This is a genomic window from uncultured Porticoccus sp., from assembly GCF_913061305.1.
Classification (GTDB): Bacteria; Pseudomonadota; Gammaproteobacteria; order Pseudomonadales; family Porticoccaceae; genus Porticoccus.
In genome coordinates, this window is sequence record NZ_CAJXST010000003.1 from 79,512 (window position 1) to 99,450 (window position 19,939).

Annotated in this window: 16 protein-coding genes and 1 tRNA gene; 14 read left to right on the plus strand and 3 right to left on the minus strand. The window is 50.6% G+C overall.

The annotated features are described in order from the left end of the window. The first annotated feature begins 69 nt into the window (after positions 1 to 69). The 5 genes from QZ516_RS04150 to QZ516_RS04170 all read left to right on the plus strand — a co-directional run bounded on the left by QZ516_RS04150 (position 70) and on the right by QZ516_RS04170 (position 5,707). Positions 70 to 2,034: an EAL domain-containing protein gene (locus tag QZ516_RS04150; RefSeq protein WP_297186626.1), complete on the plus strand. Its 1,965-nt coding sequence runs from the start codon at positions 70 to 72 to the stop codon at positions 2,032 to 2,034. A 68-nt stretch (positions 2,035 to 2,102) separates the two neighbouring features. Further along, positions 2,103 to 3,617, plus strand: a complete 1,515-nt coding sequence (gene gltX, locus QZ516_RS04155; protein ID WP_297186629.1) for a glutamate--tRNA ligase — start codon at positions 2,103 to 2,105, stop codon at positions 3,615 to 3,617. A 40-nt stretch (positions 3,618 to 3,657) separates the two neighbouring features. Further along, positions 3,658 to 3,733 (plus strand) — tRNA-Ala (locus tag QZ516_RS04160). 1,007 nt (positions 3,734 to 4,740) lie between these two features. Next, a complete protein-coding gene (locus QZ516_RS04165) occupies positions 4,741 to 5,142 on the plus strand; it encodes a GFA family protein (protein ID WP_297186631.1) in 402 nt (133 codons plus the stop codon). A 112-nt stretch (positions 5,143 to 5,254) separates the two neighbouring features. Beyond that, a complete protein-coding gene (locus QZ516_RS04170) occupies positions 5,255 to 5,707 on the plus strand; it encodes a lipocalin-like domain-containing protein (RefSeq protein ID WP_297186634.1) in 453 nt (150 codons plus the stop codon). 347 nt (positions 5,708 to 6,054) lie between these two features. On the opposite strand, the gene QZ516_RS04175 is transcribed toward QZ516_RS04170, so the two are convergent. From QZ516_RS04175 to gltA, 3 genes are all read right to left on the minus strand, one after another. After that, positions 6,055 to 6,444 (minus strand): hypothetical protein, encoded by a 390-nt coding sequence (locus tag QZ516_RS04175; RefSeq protein ID WP_297186637.1) that lies wholly within the window; start codon positions 6,442 to 6,444, stop codon positions 6,055 to 6,057. A 98-nt stretch (positions 6,445 to 6,542) separates the two neighbouring features. Beyond that, complete coding sequence (locus QZ516_RS04180) at positions 6,543 to 6,977, minus strand: hypothetical protein (protein WP_297186639.1); 435 nt, start codon at positions 6,975 to 6,977, stop codon at positions 6,543 to 6,545. A gap of 237 nt (positions 6,978 to 7,214) precedes the next feature. Then, positions 7,215 to 8,492 (minus strand): citrate synthase, encoded by a 1,278-nt coding sequence (gltA, locus tag QZ516_RS04185; protein ID WP_297186641.1) that lies wholly within the window; start codon positions 8,490 to 8,492, stop codon positions 7,215 to 7,217. A 309-nt stretch (positions 8,493 to 8,801) separates the two neighbouring features. Here gltA and sdhC point away from each other — a divergent pair, with 309 nt between their 5' ends. From sdhC to sucD, 9 genes are all read left to right on the plus strand, one after another. Beyond that, positions 8,802 to 9,179: a succinate dehydrogenase, cytochrome b556 subunit gene (gene sdhC, locus QZ516_RS04190; RefSeq protein ID WP_297186643.1), complete on the plus strand. Its 378-nt coding sequence runs from the start codon at positions 8,802 to 8,804 to the stop codon at positions 9,177 to 9,179. Then, positions 9,176 to 9,544, plus strand: a complete 369-nt coding sequence (gene sdhD / locus QZ516_RS04195; protein WP_297186646.1) for a succinate dehydrogenase, hydrophobic membrane anchor protein — start codon at positions 9,176 to 9,178, stop codon at positions 9,542 to 9,544. Before sdhC ends, sdhD begins: the two co-directional genes overlap by 4 nt. A gap of 4 nt (positions 9,545 to 9,548) precedes the next feature. Next, positions 9,549 to 11,321, plus strand: a complete 1,773-nt coding sequence (sdhA, locus tag QZ516_RS04200) for a succinate dehydrogenase flavoprotein subunit (protein ID WP_297186649.1) — start codon at positions 9,549 to 9,551, stop codon at positions 11,319 to 11,321. A 14-nt stretch (positions 11,322 to 11,335) separates the two neighbouring features. After that, the gene (locus QZ516_RS04205; RefSeq protein ID WP_297186651.1) at positions 11,336 to 12,040 is read left to right on the plus strand and encodes a succinate dehydrogenase iron-sulfur subunit; all 705 of its coding nucleotides are present in this window, start codon (positions 11,336 to 11,338) and stop codon (positions 12,038 to 12,040) included. Between the two features lie 86 nt (positions 12,041 to 12,126). Next, positions 12,127 to 14,958, plus strand: a complete 2,832-nt coding sequence (locus QZ516_RS04210; protein ID WP_297186654.1) for a 2-oxoglutarate dehydrogenase E1 component — start codon at positions 12,127 to 12,129, stop codon at positions 14,956 to 14,958. Between the two features lie 38 nt (positions 14,959 to 14,996). Continuing rightward, positions 14,997 to 16,214 carry a 2-oxoglutarate dehydrogenase complex dihydrolipoyllysine-residue succinyltransferase gene (gene odhB / locus QZ516_RS04215; protein ID WP_297186657.1) on the plus strand — a complete coding sequence of 406 codons (1,218 nt, stop codon included), beginning with the start codon at positions 14,997 to 14,999 and terminating at the stop codon, positions 16,212 to 16,214. 32 nt (positions 16,215 to 16,246) lie between these two features. Continuing rightward, positions 16,247 to 17,689: a dihydrolipoyl dehydrogenase gene (gene lpdA / locus QZ516_RS04220; RefSeq protein ID WP_297186658.1), complete on the plus strand. Its 1,443-nt coding sequence runs from the start codon at positions 16,247 to 16,249 to the stop codon at positions 17,687 to 17,689. Between the two features lie 82 nt (positions 17,690 to 17,771). Then, entirely contained in the window at positions 17,772 to 18,941 is a 1,170-nt protein-coding gene (sucC, locus tag QZ516_RS04225) for an ADP-forming succinate--CoA ligase subunit beta (RefSeq protein WP_036860385.1), read from the plus strand. Further along, the gene (sucD, locus tag QZ516_RS04230; RefSeq protein ID WP_036860383.1) at positions 18,941 to 19,813 is read left to right on the plus strand and encodes a succinate--CoA ligase subunit alpha; all 873 of its coding nucleotides are present in this window, start codon (positions 18,941 to 18,943) and stop codon (positions 19,811 to 19,813) included. Before sucC ends, sucD begins: the two co-directional genes overlap by 1 nt. Positions 19,814 to 19,939 lie beyond the last annotated feature (126 nt).

Genomic DNA, 19,939 nt, shown 5'->3' on the forward strand with positions numbered 1-19,939 from the left:
CCAGTGCTCAATTGGCAAGTGGGCCAGTTTGGATTAGACTCGGTCAATTGAACCCAAAAGGAATTTTGCGTGACACTGTTCCGCCAACTGATTATCGCTATTGTCTTGTTGTTTGTCTGCCTGTACGCAGGTAATACGCTTGTCAGTCTTTATAACAACCAGCAACTGGTCGCTGAACAGATGCATGTCCACGCGCAGGACACCGCTACTTCCCTCGGTCTTTCCATGACCCAGGCGGCGCAGGAAAAAGACATAGCAACAATGGATACGATGTTCAATGCGGTATCAGACAGCGGTTATTTTCAGCGCATTTATTTTTCCGATCTCGACGGGAATACCCTGATCGACAGGGAGTTTCCGGTTTCTCTTCAGGGTGTTCCAGGCTGGTTTGTGTCATTCATTGACCTGCCCAGTAACGAAGGCAGGGCGGAAGTAACGTCTGACTGGATGCAACTGGGGGAGGTGGTCGTTGTCAGTCATCCCGGTCAGGCTTACCTGAAACTGTGGCGGGTTACCACGACACAGTTAGTCTGGTTTGCTGTTATTACACTGGCTGTCTGTTTGTTGGCCTATATTGCGCTCAAATGGTTGCTGGTACCACTTGCCCGGGTTGAGCAGCAAGCCAATGATATTTTCAATAAAAAATTTGTTGTTCTGGAGCCCCTACCGAAAACTCGTGAGCTTGGCAGCGTCGTTCAGGCCATGAATAGGATGGCTCTTCATCTCAAGGCCGTTTTTGAAGATCAGCTCTCGCTCATCGACCGACTGCAGAAACAGTCTTTTCAGGATGCGGTTACCGGGCTGTCCAATCGGCGTGATTTTGACAACCGCCTGCGAAGCTATGTCGATGACCAGGAGGAGGGCATGCATACCGGCGCTCTGGCGATTGTCGCATTGCACGATATTTCATGCGTCAACGAGTATGCCGGGCGTGGAGAGGGAAATGCGATTCTCCAGTCTGTTGGCCAGCGTTTGCAAAGCGCAGTGACTGATCATCCCCGGGCTATTGTTGCCAGACGGCAGGGCCCGGAGTTTTCACTGTTTATCCCCGATATTACCCCTGGAGAAGGTGATGTTTTGGCACAGAAAATATTTGAGGCTGTCCAGGACATCAGCTGGCTTCATAACGAGAAGTGTCCATTGTCCTTTCACATGGGTTACACCTTTCATGCGAATATCACTAGTGGCCCCGAAATGCTGGGTGAAGCCGATATTGCACTGCGGCAGGCAAAGCTTGGTAGTGCCAGCCGTTGGACCAAATTTGCCGACGTGCAGAATGGTGATGTTCCCGTACTAGGGAAGCCCCTCAATGAGTGGGAAGTATTTCTCAATCAGGCCATTCAAAACCGGCTTGTGGCGCTTCACTACCAGCCTATTGTCAGTATTCAGGATAAAGCGCTACTGGCTCAGGAAGTGTATGTGCGCTTTCTCAACGGCAAGGATTTGCTGGCAGCTGCTGTGGTGGTTCCCATTGCAGAAAGACTGGGGCTGATGCCTAGCCTTGACAGGCTGATTCTGGAATCACTGGCGTCGGCTGAGCGCGAAAAGGAAACTCCCGCTAAACTGTGTGTCAATTTATCGATAGTATCGGTGAAAACAACTGGCTTTCTGAGATGGCTTGATAACTTCCTGGCGTCCCAGCGGAGACTGGCAGCGAAGTTGGTATTTGAGGTGCCGGAATATGCCATGAAAGCAAACGATGCCTCTCTCCGGACTTTTAGTCAGCTCCTGCAGAAACACGGCACTTCACTCGGTATTGACCATTTCGGTCTTGAGTCCGCGGCTTTTGGCTATCTGAGCAGCCTGCCATTGAATCATCTCAAGGTTCATCGCAGTTTTCTCCGCGAATTGGGCACTAACCTGGACAACCAGTTCTATATCAAGTCACTCGCTGGGCTTGCCCACAACAGTGGTTTGCAGCTGTGGGTGGAAGGAGTGGAAAACGAACAGGAATGGGATCAGCTTGCCGAGTTGGATGTGGATGCTGCGCAGGGTTATTTTTTGGGGCAGCCGACCTTGAAATCTGTTGATTAGTCCTGTTCTGCGTATAATTACGCTCTTTTCCTGTTGACCCAATTCACCCCAAACGGAATGTTTATTTGATGTCTGTTCGCACGCGTATTGCTCCATCCCCCACTGGTGACCCCCACGTTGGGACTGCCTATGTAGCTCTTTTTAATCTCTGTTTCGCCCGAAGCCAGGGTGGTGAGTTTATCCTGCGTATTGAAGATACTGACCAGGTTCGCAGCACCCCGGAATCCGAGAAAATGATTCTGGACTCCCTGCGCTGGTTGGGCCTCGACTGGTCCGAGGGACCCGACGTTGGTGGACCTTATGGTCCTTATCGACAGAGCGAACGAACGGATATTTACCAACAACATGTTATGGAACTGGTCGATAAAGGCCATGCGTTTTATTGCTTTGCCACGTCTGAAGAGCTGGACGAGATGCGCCGTGAACAGATGGCGAGGGGAGAAACAGCAAAATATGATGGCCGCGGTTTGTTCTTGTCGGCTGAGGACGTTGAGAAGCGCCTGGCAGCGGGAGAACCCTACGTTATTCGTATGAAAATTCCCGACGAAGGCAGTTGCGTTTTTCAGGATCTGCTGCGCGGCCAGATTGAAATTCCCTGGTCACAGGTTGATATGCAGGTACTGCTGAAGGCAGACGGTATGCCCACCTACCACCTTGCCAATGTGGTAGATGACCACTTGATGAAAATCACACATGTCATCCGTGGCGAGGAATGGATCAACTCAGCGCCTAAACACCTTCTCCTCTATAAATATTTTGACTGGGCGATGCCTGAGCTCTGTCATATGCCTTTGCTGCGAAATCCTGATAAAAGCAAGCTCAGCAAGCGAAAAAACCCCACCAGCATCAATTATTACCGGGATATGGGTTATATGCCCGAGGCCGTGGTCAATTATCTCGGGCGTATGGGATGGTCGATGCCGGACGAGAGTGAAAAGTTTAGCCTTCAGGACATGCTTGATCAGTTTGACTTGCGTGCTGTGCATCTGGGTGGCCCAGTTTTTGATACCGAAAAACTGGACTGGCTGAATGGCCGCTGGATCCGTGAAAACCTGGATGAGCAGGCATTTGCCAATCGTGTTGCCGAATGGGCGATAAACCGTGACAACCTCTCCAGGATGATTCCACTGATCAAGGAGCGAGTGGAAAAGTTTTCCGATATTGCGCCGTTACTCGGATTTATGTTTTCGGGCATGCCGAAACTCGATGCTGCTCACTTTGAACATAAAAAACTGGACAATGAAACAGTGCGGAGAATTCTGCAATACAGTTCCTGGCGCCTGGATGGACTGCGTCATTGGAGCAGGGATGGCTTGTATGAGGAGCTGAATCAGTTGGCTCAGGGGATGGAATTAAAGTTGAAGGATTTTTTATCGCCCCTGTTTGTTGCTGTCGCTGGATCCACCTCGGCCCCGCCCCTGTTTGATGCCATGGCTATCCTTGGGCCAGATATGGTCAGGGCGCGTATCAGGAGCGCTCTGGAGGCGTCTGGTGGGGTTTCTAAAAAGCAGCTAAAGGCCTGGGAAAAAGATTATCGCCTTCTCTCTGCAGCCCGTATTGAACATCCTGAAGAACAGGCTTGACACTCCAGGGGGCTGTGCCTAAAATTGCGCCCTCTTTTACGGGGCTATAGCTCAGCTGGGAGAGCGCAACACTGGCAGTGTTGAGGTCAGCGGTTCGATCCCGCTTAGCTCCACCAAAAAATCGTTGTAAATCAACGTCATAAAAGGCCCGCTTTTAAGCGGGCCTTTTTCGTTTCTCCATTTAAGTCCATATTAAGTCCAGTTTTTGTTGATGGTCGCGTACTTCTGGTAGGTGGTGGTTGAAAGATAAGCTGCACTGAAAATCTCCAGAAAGGTAACCTCTACGCCGGTTTGCCACCAGCTTTGTGCACCATCTAAATTACATGGGTATGTGCGCTCAATATGCTGTTTTTTTATATAGTATGTCGAGGTGTTGTTAAATCCCCCTCTCGGTTTATACTCAGTTGATGCGCGTTATCATGCCAACCGAAAAAAATAATATAAATAAAACAGGTTGTTACAGGTTCGCGAGAAAAAATAATGAGGTCCTATTATTTTAGATAATAGGAAAAACTCGCTTTATTCTGAAAGGAATCGGATATGCCTCAATTTTCTATTCTGTATCAATCCGTTATCAAAAAGTGCCGAATATCAGTTTTGGCAAAGTGCGAGTGCGCCATATACAAATGTTATGAGTAGAGCGCGCTTAGAGAGGAGATTGGCGTTGTGAAATGCCCAAATTGCGGAGAAGAATTTGGATATCTTCACCTTGAAGAGAAAGTGAAGGAGGGAGATCACTACCTGTTTTCTTGTCCGCACTGTTCGTGTCACCTTAGTAGTGCACCGATTTCGCGGAGTAGCCGGAAGCAGATGGTGCTTTTTGTCAGCGCTGGTGTGCTTCTTTTGGCAATAGTGGCAGGGATAGACATGTTAAACGTTGGCGGAAAATTTGGGCTCATAGCTACATGGATGGGGGTATCGCTTTCAGGTTTATTGCTGTTAATTGGCTACTTGGAAGTAAGGCGGTTCTCATCACTCAGCTATGACAGGGCTGGCGGTTGATCCAGCTCATAACAATCCAAGGCAGTGGGACATATTTTGCTTCGCTGCGCTCAAAACGCAAAATATGCCCCTGCTTGGGGCGTTATGTGCACGCCACCCGCCGGCCTTGGAAGGAGTTCTAATGAGTGATCATTTCGGTTCTTGTCTGTGCGGCACGGTGAGTTTTCAGGTCAAAGGTGAATTCGAAAGCTTCTACCTGTGCCATTGTCGGCATTGCCAAAAAGATACGGGTTCGGCCTATGCGGCAAATCTATTCTCGCATTTTGCTAAATTGGTCTGGCAATCGGGTGCAGATGCCGTGGCTTCCTTTACGCTTCCAGGTACTCGTCATAGCCGGAGCTTTTGTAAGTTCTGTGGTTCAGCATTGCCAAATGCGCCAGTCGCGGGTTTAGTCGTTGTTCCCGCAGGGTGTTTGGACTCTCAACTAACGATGTTGCCAACGGCGCATATATTCTCATCCAGCAAAGCCGTTTGGGATGAACGGTTAGTGGAGGTACCGAAGTTCGAGGGTCTGCCAACGTGAACCACCATATAACCAGTGCATTAAATTCGTTCCGGCCCGATGGGCCTCCATCGGACGCCCTAGTCGGGCGCCGTTTATGCAGGCGTTAGGGCGCTACACGCTCGGAGGGATCATGTCTAACGACACTCGCCTTAGCTCAGATCTTCCGACGCGCTTACTCGGCACCTGGCGCATGCTGTCGTGGAAACGTGTGCTGGTGTCATCCGGAGAAGAGTTGGATGCACTTGGGCCCAACCCGTTCGGTTATATCAGTTACGTGCCAAATGGAAGGTTGATGGTCTTCGTTCTCAAGAGCGGACGCCCCAAGCCGAAATCGAGTCCGCCTTCACCGGAGGAGAAGATCGCGCTGTTCGATTCCCTCTTCGCCTATGTCGGTTCGTACGAAGTGCTGGCTGATAGAGTCATCCACACACTGGACGGTAGCTGGAACGAGCTGTGGACCGGAACCAAACAGACAAGACTGCTCTCGTTTTCAGGTGAGAACCTCATCTACACTACGCCGGAAACCGTCGATCCAATGGACGGCCGGCTTTGCACCTACAGGGTCGAGTTTGAGAGAGCCTGAGCTGAGCGACGAAGGTGACGCCTAATCCTTCGCTCGAGCAGACTTCCACCGGCAAGCCGCTCAGCTCAAACGTTTACCTATGTGATCCATGAAATGAGTGATGAATATAGAAATGGCCTGATCGCAGCAGAAAAAAAGCCCCAAGATGATTGCGATATGACCATAGTTTCACTCTCAGGGGGCGCACTGGGTATTTCTATTCTGGACTGAGCGAGACATGACTGTTTCATGCCGATGTGTCGGGTGGCCTCTATTTCAGATATTGCTCGGGGGAGGAGGGTTTGTGGTACGAAGGAGTCAGGCGCTACGTTTCGATTCACTCAATCGAAGGCTGATGTGCTGCTGTGTTAATCGGAGAAACGGCTCATTCTTCCGGTTTTCCAGCGGAGCAGTGCATAGCCGATCGTGGCACACCCCAGGGCAGTGAAGAAGGCAATGCCGTAAATCAGGCCGGTTGTCTGGTATACGGGGCCATACATAAAAAACTCCAACAGCATATAAGAGCATATCCCCAGCAACATTCCCCATACATATTGTGGTAGGGCTGTGCCATAGATATAGCCGGCGAGAAGCGATGGGATCGAGAGTATGGCGATGACCGAGGATACATTCTGTGCATAGATAGCTGCCCAGGTGGCAGAACCGAACATCAGGAGTGCACCAACGATGTAGGCCTGAATTTTTTGCATTATCTGACTGCCTTCTGTTTCCACATATTCTGCCGCTGAGTCTTCCATGAATTGGTGCGGTGCTCTATTGGACGTTAGTCGTGCCAATGCCAATCAGCAGGCACAAAAAAACCGCCCGAAAGGGCGGCTTTGTTGACAGGATTGCATTACATATCGACTGCTTCCATGCTGACCTCTGTTGCATCCAGTTTCCAGACGCCGTCTGTCAGGATCAGATAATCAACTTCTTTTTCAATAATGCCTTTGGTGTTAAAGACGTCGCTGGCCCTGGTCCAGGCATTGACCTTGGCCGTTTCTCCGTCAATTTCGACTGACGATATGCCGTATTCGTGCAGAATGACAGACGCCATATCCACGATATTCTTCCAGTCAGCTGCGTACTCTTTTTTGGTGCGACCATCGATCATTCTTGGTGTCAGCAGGTCGTAAGCATCTTCGTATTTTCGTGCTTTTAATGCAGCGTAGTAGCTGTTGACGACACCTTCAGGTGTATTCTCCGCTGCATATGCCGTTGCTGTGAATAATAATGACAGCACTATGGTGATGGGTAGAAGTAGTTTGCTCACTGGTTTAATGCTCATTTGTAGCCTCCGGATGTAACTTTTTACTGAGACTCGATTTTTTGGATCAAGTTCAGGTTAGCTTTTTTTTGATGTTACTACAGAATAATGGATTTAGCTGCTAGCTGTAACCTCCTGGAAAGAATAGCGACTGTGCAGTTGTAAGGTTGGAGAGTCGAGGCCGGGACAGGGAAGAATTAAAAAAGCCACTCAAGGAGTGGCTTTTTTGGTATACAGAGATTGGCAGTTTACCTGATCTTACTGGGGATAATCCCGTTTGGGCGAGCCCGTGTAGAGTTGTCTCGGGCGACCGATACGGTAGGGGTTGCTCAGCATCTCGTTCCAGTGAGATATCCAGCCAACGGTGCGCCCGGTGGCGAAGATAACAGTGAACATTTCAGTGGGAATACCGATAGCTTTCATGATGATGCCGGAGTAGAAATCCACATTAGGGTAGAGTTTTTTCTCAACAAAATACTCATCTTCCAGTGCAATCTGTTCCAGCCGCTTGGCGATTTTCAGCAATGGATCATTTTCGATGCCGAGTTCAGCCAGTACTGCGTCACAGGCTTCTTTCATGACCTTGGCGCGAGGGTCGAAGTTTTTGTAGACCCGGTGGCCGAAGCCCATCAGTCGGAAGGGGTCGTCTTTGTCCTTGGCGCGAACCACGTACTTATCGATGTGTTTTTCATCGCCGATTTGCTCGAGCATTTCCAGAACAGCCTGGTTGGCGCCACCGTGAGCGGGCCCCCACAGTGCTGCGATGCCCGCAGCTATACAGGAATAGGGGTTGGCGCCTGAAGAGCCGGCGAGACGGACGGTCGAGGTGGAGGCATTTTGTTCGTGGTCAGCATGTAGGAGGAACAACAGATCCATCGCCTTCGCAATAACGGGATTGATGTTGCTCTCTTCGCAGGGAGTGCCAAACATCATGTGCAGAAAATTCTCTGCATAACCCAGTTTGTTATCGGGGTACATGTAAGGTTGGCCAATAAAGTGTTTGTGGCACATGGCCGCAAGGGTCGGCATTTTGGCAATCAGTCGATGTGCGGTAATCAGTCGATGCTCCGGATCGTTGATATCCATGGAGTCGTGGTAAAACGATGACAGGCCGCCTACTGCGCCACACAGCATGGCCATAGGGTGCGCATCGTAACGGAAGCCGGACATGAATTGCTCGATGGAGCGATTTACCATGGTGTGCATTCTGATAATCTGCTCAAAATCTTTTTTCCCCTCAGGGGAGGGTAGTTCACCGTTTAGCAGCAGATAACAGGTCTCAAGATAATCGGATTTTTGTGCAAGCTGTTCTATAGGGTAGCCGCGATGAAGCAATACGCCCTTGTCGCCATCAATGAAAGTGATTTTTGATTCACAGGCAGCAGTGGCACCAAAGCCGGGGTCGAACGTAAAACAACCTGTTTCAGGCACCTTGGAGATATCGATGACATCTTGGCCGAGAGTACCTTTAAGTATCGGTAATTCAAGATGAATATCTGTGCCCTCTACAGAAAGATGGACCTTCTTATTGCTCATTGGGTTCTCCTACGAATCAGGGAGCGAGATGCAAGCATCAAGCGTGCAAACTATTTCTGAGGCGCAAAACTATAGCCTTCTCTCTGGATTTGTCAATTTTACTGCAAATACAGCGAGTGAATAGCGGCTATCTTTTGTGGCTATAACTGCTTCAATAGTGAATGGCGGACAGGTTTCATTGTAATCCTGTTACAATACTCCTATAATTTTTCCCCGATTTTAGCCCGGTATGCCGACGACGGTTAGCCGATTTTCCCTGCGTTATATTTCTGCATTCTGCCCAACCTGCGGACTTAAGGTGTGTATATCGTGAACAAGAAAAGACCTGTAAATCTTGATATCGGAACAATAGCGCTTCCGATAACCTCCTATGTATCTATTTTGCATCGTGTTTCCGGTGTTGCACTGTTCGGTGCAGTTGCTGTGTTTCTGTGGTTGCTGGATACCAGCTTGTCCTCGGAAGAGGGATTTAATGCTATCAGGGAAACGATGGGCAGCCCGATTTGTCAGTTGATTGTCTGGGCAGCATTGGCGGGCCTGGCCTACCATGTTGTCGCGGGTGTCCGGCACTTGATTATGGATTTTGGCGTGGGCGAAACCCTTGAGGGTGGCCGCCTGGGCGCAAAAATTGTACTGGTTGTTGCTGTTGTTCTAATTCTTCTTGCGGGGGTCTGGGTATGGGTATGATTACCAATGTTACGAGCTTCAGTCGCAGTGGCCTCTCAGATTGGTTGCTGCAACGTGTTACCGCCGTGGTTATGGCTGCCTACACGGTATTTATCACAGCCTACCTGCTGTTTAATTCCGGTCTTGAATACAGCCAGTGGCTCGGGCTGCATAGCCATATCGCCATGAAAATCTTTAATGTCCTGACAGTGCTGTCTATCGCTATCCACGCCTGGATAGGTTTGTGGGCGGTGTTGACCGATTATGTGACAGAGCGTTTGCTTGGTCCAAAGGCCACACCTCTGCGTATTTTTCTTCAGCTGGGAATGATTGCGGTCACCCTGGTTTATGTCATATGGGCTCTTGATATCGTATGGGGAATCTAAATCCATGAGTAGTGTAAGAACCATTTCGTTTGACGGCGTAATCGTCGGTGGTGGTGGTGCCGGCATGAGAGCGGCGCTCCAATTGGCCCAGTCCGGCTACAAGACAGCGGTGATTTCCAAGGTTTTCCCAACCCGCTCACACACAGTTTCAGCGCAAGGTGGAATTACCTGTGCGATTGCCAGCGACGATCCGAACGACGATTGGCGCTGGCATATGTATGACACGGTCAAAGGTTCCGACTATATCGGTGATCAAGAGGCCATTGAATATATGTGTTCTGTCGGGCCAGAGGCAGTATTTGAGCTGGAGCATATGGGCCTTCCATTTTCTCGTACCGAAGAGGGGCGTATTTATCAACGCCCGTTCGGCGGACAGTCCAAGAATTTTGGTGAAGGCGGACAGGCGGCGAGAACCTGCGCTGCAGCCGACCGTACGGGCCATGCTCTGTTGCACACGCTCTACCAAAATAATATCAAAAACAATACGGTGTTCTTTAATGAGTGGTTTGCAGTCGACCTCGTGAAAAATGCCGATAATGCGGTTGTCGGCGTTATTGCCATCAATATTGAAACGGGCGAAACCGTTTACGTGAAGTCCAAGGCCACGGTGCTCGCCACCGGTGGTGCAGGAAGGATTTATGCGTCGACCACCAACGCGCACATCAATACGGGTGACGGTGTCGGTATGGCCCTCAGGGCCGGTTTTCCTGTTCAGGATATTGAAATGTGGCAGTTCCATCCCACCGGGATTGCTGGTGCCGGCACACTGGTGACAGAGGGCTGTCGTGGTGAGGGCGGGTATCTGATCAATAAGGATGGTGAGCGCTTTATGGAGCGCTATGCCCCCAATGCTAAAGACCTGGCGGGTCGGGACGTGGTTGCCCGGTCCATGGTGCTGGAAATTCTGGAAGGCCGTGGTTGTGGTGAAAAAGGCGATCACGTGCTGCTCAAGCTGGACCACCTCGGCGAAGAGATTCTTGAAAGTCGTCTGCCCGGTATCTGTGAGTTGTCTCGTACGTTTGCCCACGTGGATCCGGTCAAGGAGCCTATTCCTGTCGTGCCGACATGCCACTATATGATGGGTGGTATCCCCACTAATGTCTCTGGTCAGGCGTTGACCCTTGATATCGATGGTAACGATCGGGTTATTGATGGCCTGTACGCCTGCGGTGAGGTGGCCTGTGTGTCTGTTCATGGGGCAAACCGCCTCGGCGGCAACTCGTTGCTGGATCTGGTGGTGTTCGGTCGTTCATCGGGCCTGTTCATCGAGCAGGCTCTGCGCGAGGGAATTGACCTGAAGGATGCCACTGATGCAGATATTGAAGCGGCTATGTCCGGCATAAACCGAATCAATAATTCGACTGAGGGTGAGACTACCGCAGAGTTGCGGGCTGAGCTGCAAAGTATCATGCAAAACTATTTTGGTGTGTTCCGCCGCGGCGATTACATGCTGGAGGGTATTGAGAAACTTAAGGCCCTTCGTCCCCGCATAAAGAATGTCCGCCTGGATGACAAGAGCAACGCTTTTAATACAGCCCGTATCGAGGCGTTGGAACTGCAAAATCTCCTGGAGGTTGCAGAGGCTACTGCCATTACTGCCGAAGTCCGAACAGAAAGCCGTGGCGCTCATGCCCGCGAGGACTTTACCGAGCGCGACGATGCAAACTGGTTGTGCCATTCGGTCTACTTTCCCGAGACCAAAGAAGTTGGTAAGCGAGGTGTGAATTTTGCACCCAAAACCATGGAAGCCTTCGCGCCTAAGGCGCGTACCTACTGATAAGGGTTTGAACCATGTTGAAAGTTAGTATTTATCGCTACAATCCTGAGACGGACGAAGCTCCATACATGCAGGACTATGAAGTGGATACTGCCGGCAAGGACGTGATGGTGCTAGATGTTTTAGAGCAGCTCAAAGCGCAGGATTCAACGTTGTCTTACCGCCGTTCCTGCCGTGAGGGTGTCTGCGGTTCAGATGGTGTGAATATCAATGGCAAGAATGGTTTGGCTTGTATTACGCCGCTCTCGGCAGCAGTGAAAAATAACAAGCTGGTGCTTCGCCCGCTACCTGGCCTGCCGGTTATTCGGGATCTGGTAATCGATATGGGCCAGTTCTATGCCCAGTATGAAAAGATTCAGCCATATCTGGTAAACAATCAACCGGCACCCGCAATTGAACGCCTGCAGTCTCCGGAAGATCGAGCCAAACTGGACGGTCTCTATGAATGTATCCTGTGTGCATGCTGTTCTACCAGTTGTCCCTCTTTCTGGTGGAATCCGGACAAGTTTATCGGGCCTGCGGGTCTGCTTCAGGCCTATCGTTTTCTGGTGGATAGCCGTGACACGGATACTGAGCAACGGCTTGCCAATCTCGAGGATCCGTTTAGTGTTTTTCGTTGTCATGGAATTCAAAATTGTGTGGCGGTTTGTCCCAAGGGGCTCAACCCCACCAAAGCGATTGGTCATATCAGAAATATGCTACTGAGAAGTGCTACTTAAAGTACATTACAGTACAATCTGCCAAGGCTTCCTTTGCCGGGAGTCTTGGTGATTTTGTTATCTGACTGACTACAGGAAATATTTCGATGCCTGAAAGCATCATGCAGCAATTTTTGCGCACTTCTCATCTTTCCGGTGGGAATGCTGCATATATCGAAGGTTTGTACGAAACCTATTTACACGACCCCAATGCAGTGCCTGACGAGTGGCGCTCCTTCTTTAGTTCGCTTCCCGGTGTTAACGGCCATAATGGGATTGACGTATCCCATGCGACTATACAGGAGCACTTTGAGTTGCTCGGTCGTCGCAGGGCAAGACCTGTACCCGCACCCGGTTCCGGTGGCGTCAATATCGAACATGAACGGAAGCAGGTTAAAGTACTCCATCTCATCAGTTCCTACCGCAACCGCGGCCATCAGAAAGCAAGCCTTGACCCCTTGGGTATCATGAAACGGGAGATAGTCCCAGATCTGCAGCTTTCTTATCACGGCCTGACGGAAGCCGATCTTGATACCACTTTTCAATGTGGCACATTGTTTATTGGTAAACAAGAAGCCACGCTGAAGGAAATCATCTCTGCTTTGGAGGAGACCTACTGTCGTCACGTCGGTGTGGAGCTGATGCACATCACTGATCTGGCTGAAAAGCAGTGGTTTCAACAGCGCCTTGAGAGTGTGCGCTCGAAGCCCACTTATGATGCTGAAACGCGTAAGCACGTGTTGCAACGACTGACGGCAGCTGAAGGGCTGGAGCGGCACTTGGATTCCAAGTATCCCGGTACCAAACGATTTGGTCTGGAGGGTGCCGAATCACTGATCCCGATGCTCGACGGCCTGATCGAACGAGTCGGGGAATACGGCGCCAAAGAAATTGTGTTGGCCATGGCCCACCGCGGACGACTCAATGTTCTTGTGAATGTGTTGGGCAAAAGTCCAGCTGATCTGTTCGCTGAATTTGAGGGTAAAAGGCATGTCGATACCTCGGGGGACGTGAAATACCACCAGGGGTTTTCTTCAAATGTCATGACCCCGGGTGGCGAAGTGCATTTGGCTCTGGCTTTCAACCCCTCTCACCTGGAGATTGCATCCCCGGTAGTCGTGGGCTCGGCCAGAGCGCGCCAGGACCGCAGAGAAGATCCAGAGGGTGATCAGGTCGTTCCCGTTATTGTCCACGGCGATGCGTCTTTTGCCGGACAGGGTGTGGTGATGGAAACGTTCCAGATGTCTCAGACCCGCGCTTACAAAACGGGTGGAAGCATTCATCTCGTGATCAATAATCAGGTGGGTTTTACCACCAGTCGCAAGGAAGACGCTCGCTCCACAGAATACTGTACTGATGTGGCAAAAATGGTTCAGGCCCCGATCATTCATGTTAATGCAGATGATCCAGATGCGGTGATGTTTGCTACCTCTCTGGCTGCAGATTATCGCTATCAGTTCAAGCGGGATATTGTCATTGATCTGTTCTGCTACCGTCGCAGAGGCCATAACGAAACGGATGAGCCTTCTTCTACCCAGCCTCTGATGTACAAGATTATCAAGCAACATAAAACCACCAGAGCGCTTTATGCCGACAGGCTGGCAAGTGAAGGGGTGCTTGATGAGTCTGCAGCGGACAGCCTGCTTGCCGATTATCGGAACATCCTCGACAAGGGCCATAATGTCGTGAACAAGCTGGTCTCAGAGCCAGATGATGCGCTGTTTGTCGACTGGTCTCCCTACTTGGGGCACGAGTGGGTGACGCCAGCAGATACGTCCTTTCCGCTGACCAAGCTGAAAGATCTGGCAACCAGAATGTGCCGGGTTCCGGAAGGTATTGTGTTGCAGCGTCAGGTGGAAAAAATTTATGACGACCGGCTGAAGATGGCGGCTGGGGCTCTGGAACTGAACTGGGGCATGGCAGAACTTCTGGCCTATGCAACGTTATTAGAGCAGGGTTATCCCATTCGGATGACCGGTCAGGATATTGGTCGCGGTACTTTCTCTCATCGCCATGCAGTGCTCTATAACCAGAAAGATGCTGAAACCTACACGCCGCTCAAGCATCTTTCAGAAAATCAGCCCGTGTTCGATATTTACGATTCCTTCCTGTCAGAAGAGGCCGTTCTGGCATTTGAGTACGGCTACTCGACAACTGCACCCTCCGGTCTGGTGATATGGGAAGCACAGTTCGGAGATTTTGCGAACGGCGCTCAGGTTGTCATTGACCAATTTATTACCAGCGGTGAACACAAGTGGGGGCGTTTATGTGGCCTGACCATGTTGTTGCCGCACGGTTATGAAGGACAGGGCCCGGAACATTCATCGGCCAGACTCGAGCGTTTTCTGCAGCTCTGTGCCGAGCACAATATTCAGGTCTGTATCCCGACAACCCCTGCTCAGGTCTACCATATGCTTCGTCGCCAGGCGATCAGGCCAATGCGCCGACCCCTGGTCGTCATGAGCCCTAAATGGATCCTGCGTCACAAGCTTGCCACTTCCTCGCTGGAAGATCTTGCCGATGGCCATTTTATGCCAGTGATTCCCGAGCGAGAGGTGGCTCCGGATAAGGCGCGCCGCTTGATATTGTGCTCGGGTAAAGTCTATTACCATATGCTGGAGGAGCGGATGGAGCGCAAAATTGACGATATTGCCATGGTGCGTATTGAGCAGCTATACCCGTTTCCCGATGAAGACTTGCTGAATGTGCTCAGTGAGTATACCTGTTTAGAGGAGGTGGTGTGGTGCCAGGAAGAGCCCATAAACCAGGGGGCCTGGTACAGCAGTCAACATCACATGCGCAGTGTGCTCGATCAGTATAATGCGGGTTTAACCCTTCGTTATGTCGGTCGACCTGCCTCGGCAGCGCCGGCTGCGGGTTACATGTCGGCACACCTTGAGGAACAGGCAAGATTTGTTAATGAAGCGCTGAGCTTTTAGCCGCCAAAAACCATCCTTGACCAAGGAAATGATAAAAAATGAGCATTGAAATTAAGGCACCTACTTTCCCTGAATCCGTTCAGGAGGGAAATATTGCTACCTGGCATAAAAAGCCTGGGGATTCCGTTACTCGTGACGAGTTACTGGTGGATATCGAGACGGACAAAGTGGTTCTCGAAGTGGTTGCTCCCGCAGACGGAACACTGGAAGAAGTCTTGAAGGGCGAGGGGGATATTGTTCAGAGCAACGAGATCATTGCCCGCGTTGTTGCCGGGAGCAGTGCTGCGAAGCCGGCAGTGGAAAAAAATCCTGAGCCGGAAGTAAAATCTGATGATAGCGGTAAAGATTCGAGCGACGAAAAAATTGCCAGCCCTGCAGCCAGGAAGCTAGCTGAAGAAAAAGGTGTGAACCTGCAAAATGTCAGCGGAACCGGCAAAGATGGCAGAATAACCAAAGAGGATATTGTCGCCATTCAACCGGCTTCTCCTGAGCAGCCAGCGGCTGCCAGTGCGCCAGCGCCAGCTGCCAGCCTGCCGCCTCTTGCGGAGGGAGACCGAGTCGAAAAACGTGTCCCGATGACACGTATGCGTTCACGTATTGCTGATCGCCTGGTTCAGGTGACCCAAACGACCGCAATGCTGACCACCTTCAATGAAGTGGATATGCACCGAATCATGAATTTGCGCACAGAATTCAAGGATTCATTCTCCAAGATTCACAATGGTACCCGGCTTGGATTTATGGGCTTCTTTGTCCGTGCCGCCACTGAAGCACTGAAACGCTTCCCTGCCGTGAATGCCTCTATTGATGGCCCGGATGTTGTTTATCACGGCTATCAGGATGTAGGTGTGGCAGTTTCAACCGATAAGGGTCTGGTTGTGCCAGTGTTGCGTAACGCCGATACAATGAGTATCGCTGATGTTGAGAGCACGATTGCTGAATTTGGTGCGAAGGCTCGCGATGGCAAACTGTCGATTGAAGAAATGACGGGTGGTACGTTCACGATTACAAACGGAGGCGTGTTTGGATCGTTGTTGTCAACTCCGATCCTGAATCCCCCGCAAACGGCAATATTGGGTATGCACAAAATTCAGGAGCGCCCGGTGGCCGAAAACGGTCAAGTGGTCATTCGCCCGATGATGTATCTTGCATTGTCTTACGATCACCGCTTGGTCGATGGCAAGGAGGCGGTGCAGTTTCTTGTGGCAATAAAGGAAATGATCGAAAATCCAGCTAAGATTTTACTTGAGATATAATTCCTAGTTAACTGAATTTAATAGGATTAATAATGCCAGAAAAATATGATGTCATCGTGATTGGAGCTGGTCCTGCCGGTTATGTTGCTGCCATTCGTTGCGCCCAACTGGGTCTCAAGACTGCTTGTATTGAAAAGTGGCAAAATGCCAAGGGCGAAGGCGTTAATGGCGGCACTTGCCTGAATGTTGGGTGTATTCCATCTAAAGCATTGTTGGATAGCTCCTATAAATACCATGAGGCGAAAAGTGAATTATCGGTTCATGGTATTAGCACCACGAGCGTAAAAATTGATGTAAAAGCGATGATTGAGCGCAAAACCAAAATTGTGGAGCAGCTCACGGGTGGTATTGCAGGTTTATTGAAAAGTAATGGCGTTACGTCCCTGTTCGGCACAGGTAAGTTGTTGTCTGGGAAGGAAGTTGAGTTGACGGATCACAAGGGCGGCAAACAAGTGCTCGCTGCTGATAACGTGATTATTGCGACAGGTTCTCAGCCCATCAACATTCCAGTGGCACCCATTGATGGCAAAATTATTCTCGATTCCACTGGTGCTCTCGAATTGACAGCTGTGCCAAAGCGACTGGGTGTGATTGGTGCGGGGGTAATTGGGCTGGAGTTGGGGAGTGTCTGGAACCGCCTGGGTAGCAAGGTTGTGCTCCTCGAGGCAATGACAGATTTTCTGTCTATCATGGACCAGCAAATTGCTAAGGAATCACTGAAGATATTTACCAAACAGGGGCTGGATATCCGTTTGGGGTGCCGGGTTACTGGCAGTGACGTAAAAGCTAAAGAGGTTGTTGTCACCTATCAGAACAGTGACGGTGAAGAAGTTAAAGAGACCTTTGATAAATTGATAGTTTGTGTTGGTCGTCGACCCTTTACTGAAGGGCTTCTGGCGCCTGATTGCGGCGTCAATCTCGATGAGCGTGGTTTCATCTTTGTCAATGAAAAATGCGCCACGAATGCGCCCGGGGTATGGGCTGTCGGTGATGTGGTACGAGGACCAATGCTGGCTCACAAAGGTTCAGAAGAAGGTGTCATGGTCGCCGAGCGTATCGCGGGTCAAACAACCCAGATGAATTACGATATCGTCCCCAATGTTATCTACACGCACCCGGAGATTGCCTCCGTTGGCAAAACCGAAGAACAGCTGAAGCAAGCTGGTGAGCCTTACAGTATCGGTGTATTCCCCTTCGTCGCCAGTGGTCGTGCTCTTGCAGCAAATGACAGCGAGGGTATGGTAAAGCTGATCGCTCATGCAGAAACTGATCGTATCCTCGGTTGCCATATCGTCGGCCCCAGTGCAGCAGATCTTGTGCAGCAAGTGGCGATTGCGATGGAGTTTGGGTCGAGTGCGGAAGATATCGGTATGACGGTCTTTGCACATCCCACCCTATCAGAGTCGGTTCATGAAGCTGCACTGGCAGTTAATGGTCACGCCATCCACATACCGAACCGCAAGAAACGGAAATAGTTTTTGTCTTATAACTCCGCAGTTCTCAACGACCTGCGGAGTTTTCTTATTTATTATCCTTAACCGACAAACGGGAATGACAATGAACCTTCACGAATATCAGGCAAAGCAGCTGTTTGCTGAGTATGGTCTGCCAGTATCCGAGGGCATCGCAGCAGAAACGGTCAAGGAAGCCGTTGCCGCTGCTGATGTGATTGGCGGTGACCGCTGGGTGGTAAAAGCCCAGGTACATGCTGGTGGCAGGGGTAAAGCGGGGGGTGTCAAACTGGTGACATCCAGAGCAGAAATTGAAGCCTTTGCCCGGGAGTGGCTGGGTAATCGTCTGGTGACGTACCAGACAGACAGTAGTGGACAACCTGTAAGCCGGGTTCTCGTTGAGTCTGTCACAAACATTGCCCAGGAGTTATACCTTGGTGCCGTCATCGACCGATCAACCCGTCGCGTGGTTTTTATGGCCTCGACAGAAGGCGGCGTTGAAATCGAGAAGGTTGCGGAAGAAACCCCAGAGAAAATTCTCAAGGCGATAATTGATCCGCTCACAGGCGCACAGCCCTACCAGGCTCGCGAGTTGGGCTTCAAGCTGGGCCTCAACGCTGAGCAGATTAAACAGTTCACCAAGTTATTTCTTGGCCTGTCAAAATTGTTCCATGATTACGATCTTGCATTGCTGGAGATTAATCCGCTGGTCATCACTGACGAAGGCAGTCTGCATTGTCTCGACGGCAAGATTAATATCGACAGCAATGCCATGTATCGTCAGAAAAAACTGCAGGGTATGCACGATCCCTCTCAGGAAGATGCCCGCGAGGCCCACGCCGCCAGATGGGATCTCAACTATGTGGCCCTGGACGGAAATATCGGCTGTATGGTGAATGGTGCCGGTCTCGCCATGGGGACGATGGATATTGTCAAATTGCACGGAGGTCAACCGGCTAACTTTCTTGATGTAGGTGGTGGTGCGACCAAAGAACGCGTGGTTGAGGCCTTTAAAATTATCCTCTCTGACGACAAGGTCGAAGCGGTTTTGATCAATATATTCGGTGGCATTGTTCGCTGTGATCTGATTGCGGAGGGCGTTATCGGTGCCGTTGAAGAAGTGGGCGTGAAGGTTCCTGTAGTGGTGCGCTTGGAAGGCAATAATGCCGAGCTTGGCTCCAAGCTTCTTGCTGACAGCGGATTGAATATTATTGCGGCCACCAGCCTTACTGATGCGGCGGAGCAAGTGGTAAAAGCAGCGGAGGGTAACCAGTAATGGCAATTTTGATCAATAAATCGACCAGGGTGATCTGTCAGGGTATTACCGGTGGTCAGGGAACCTTTCACTCCGAGCAGGCGATTGCCTACGGCACCAATATGGTGGGTGGCGTTACACCGGGTAAAGGTGGCTCAACCCACCTCGGTTTGCCAGTGTTTAACACAGTGGCTGACGCCGTTGCCCAGACGGCTGCCGAGGCATCAGTTATCTATGTACCGGCACCTTTTTGCAAGGATTCCATTCTTGAGGCTGCCAATGCGGGAATCAAATTGATTGTCTGTATTACAGAAGGTATTCCCACGCTGGATATGCTCGATTGCAAAGTTAAGTGTGATGAATTGGGTGTGCGATTGATCGGGCCAAACTGCCCCGGTGTGATCACGCCAGGTGAATCCAAAATTGGCATCATGCCCGGTCACATTCATCTGCCGGGTAGGGTGGGGATTGTATCCCGCTCTGGCACCCTGACCTATGAAGCGGTCAAGCAGACGACAGACTCCGGATTTGGTCAGTCCACCTGTGTGGGTATCGGTGGAGATCCGATACCGGGTTCCAACTTTATAGACATTCTGGCTCTGTTTGAAAAAGACCCGGCCACTGAAGCGATTGTCATGATTGGCGAGATTGGTGGTACTGCTGAAGAAGAAGCTGCCCTGTACATCAAACATAACGTTACCAAACCGGTTGTATCCTACATTGCTGGTGTGACCGCCCCGGCTGGGAAACGAATGGGCCACGCGGGCGCTATTATTGCGGGTGGCAAGGGTACGGCGGATGAAAAGTTTGCTGCTCTGGAAGATGCGGGCGTCAAAACAGTGCGCAGTTTGGCGGAGATCGGTAATGGCCTGAAGGACGTCACAGGCTGGTAGTATTGGTTTGCTTGGTTATTCAAAAAGGCGGTCTGGATGGGCCGCCTTTTTTGTTGGCCCCATCAAACCCTGTCATATTGGTTTTCCCGGGAATAAACGTTGATGTATGCCCGAAATTTGAGCGTT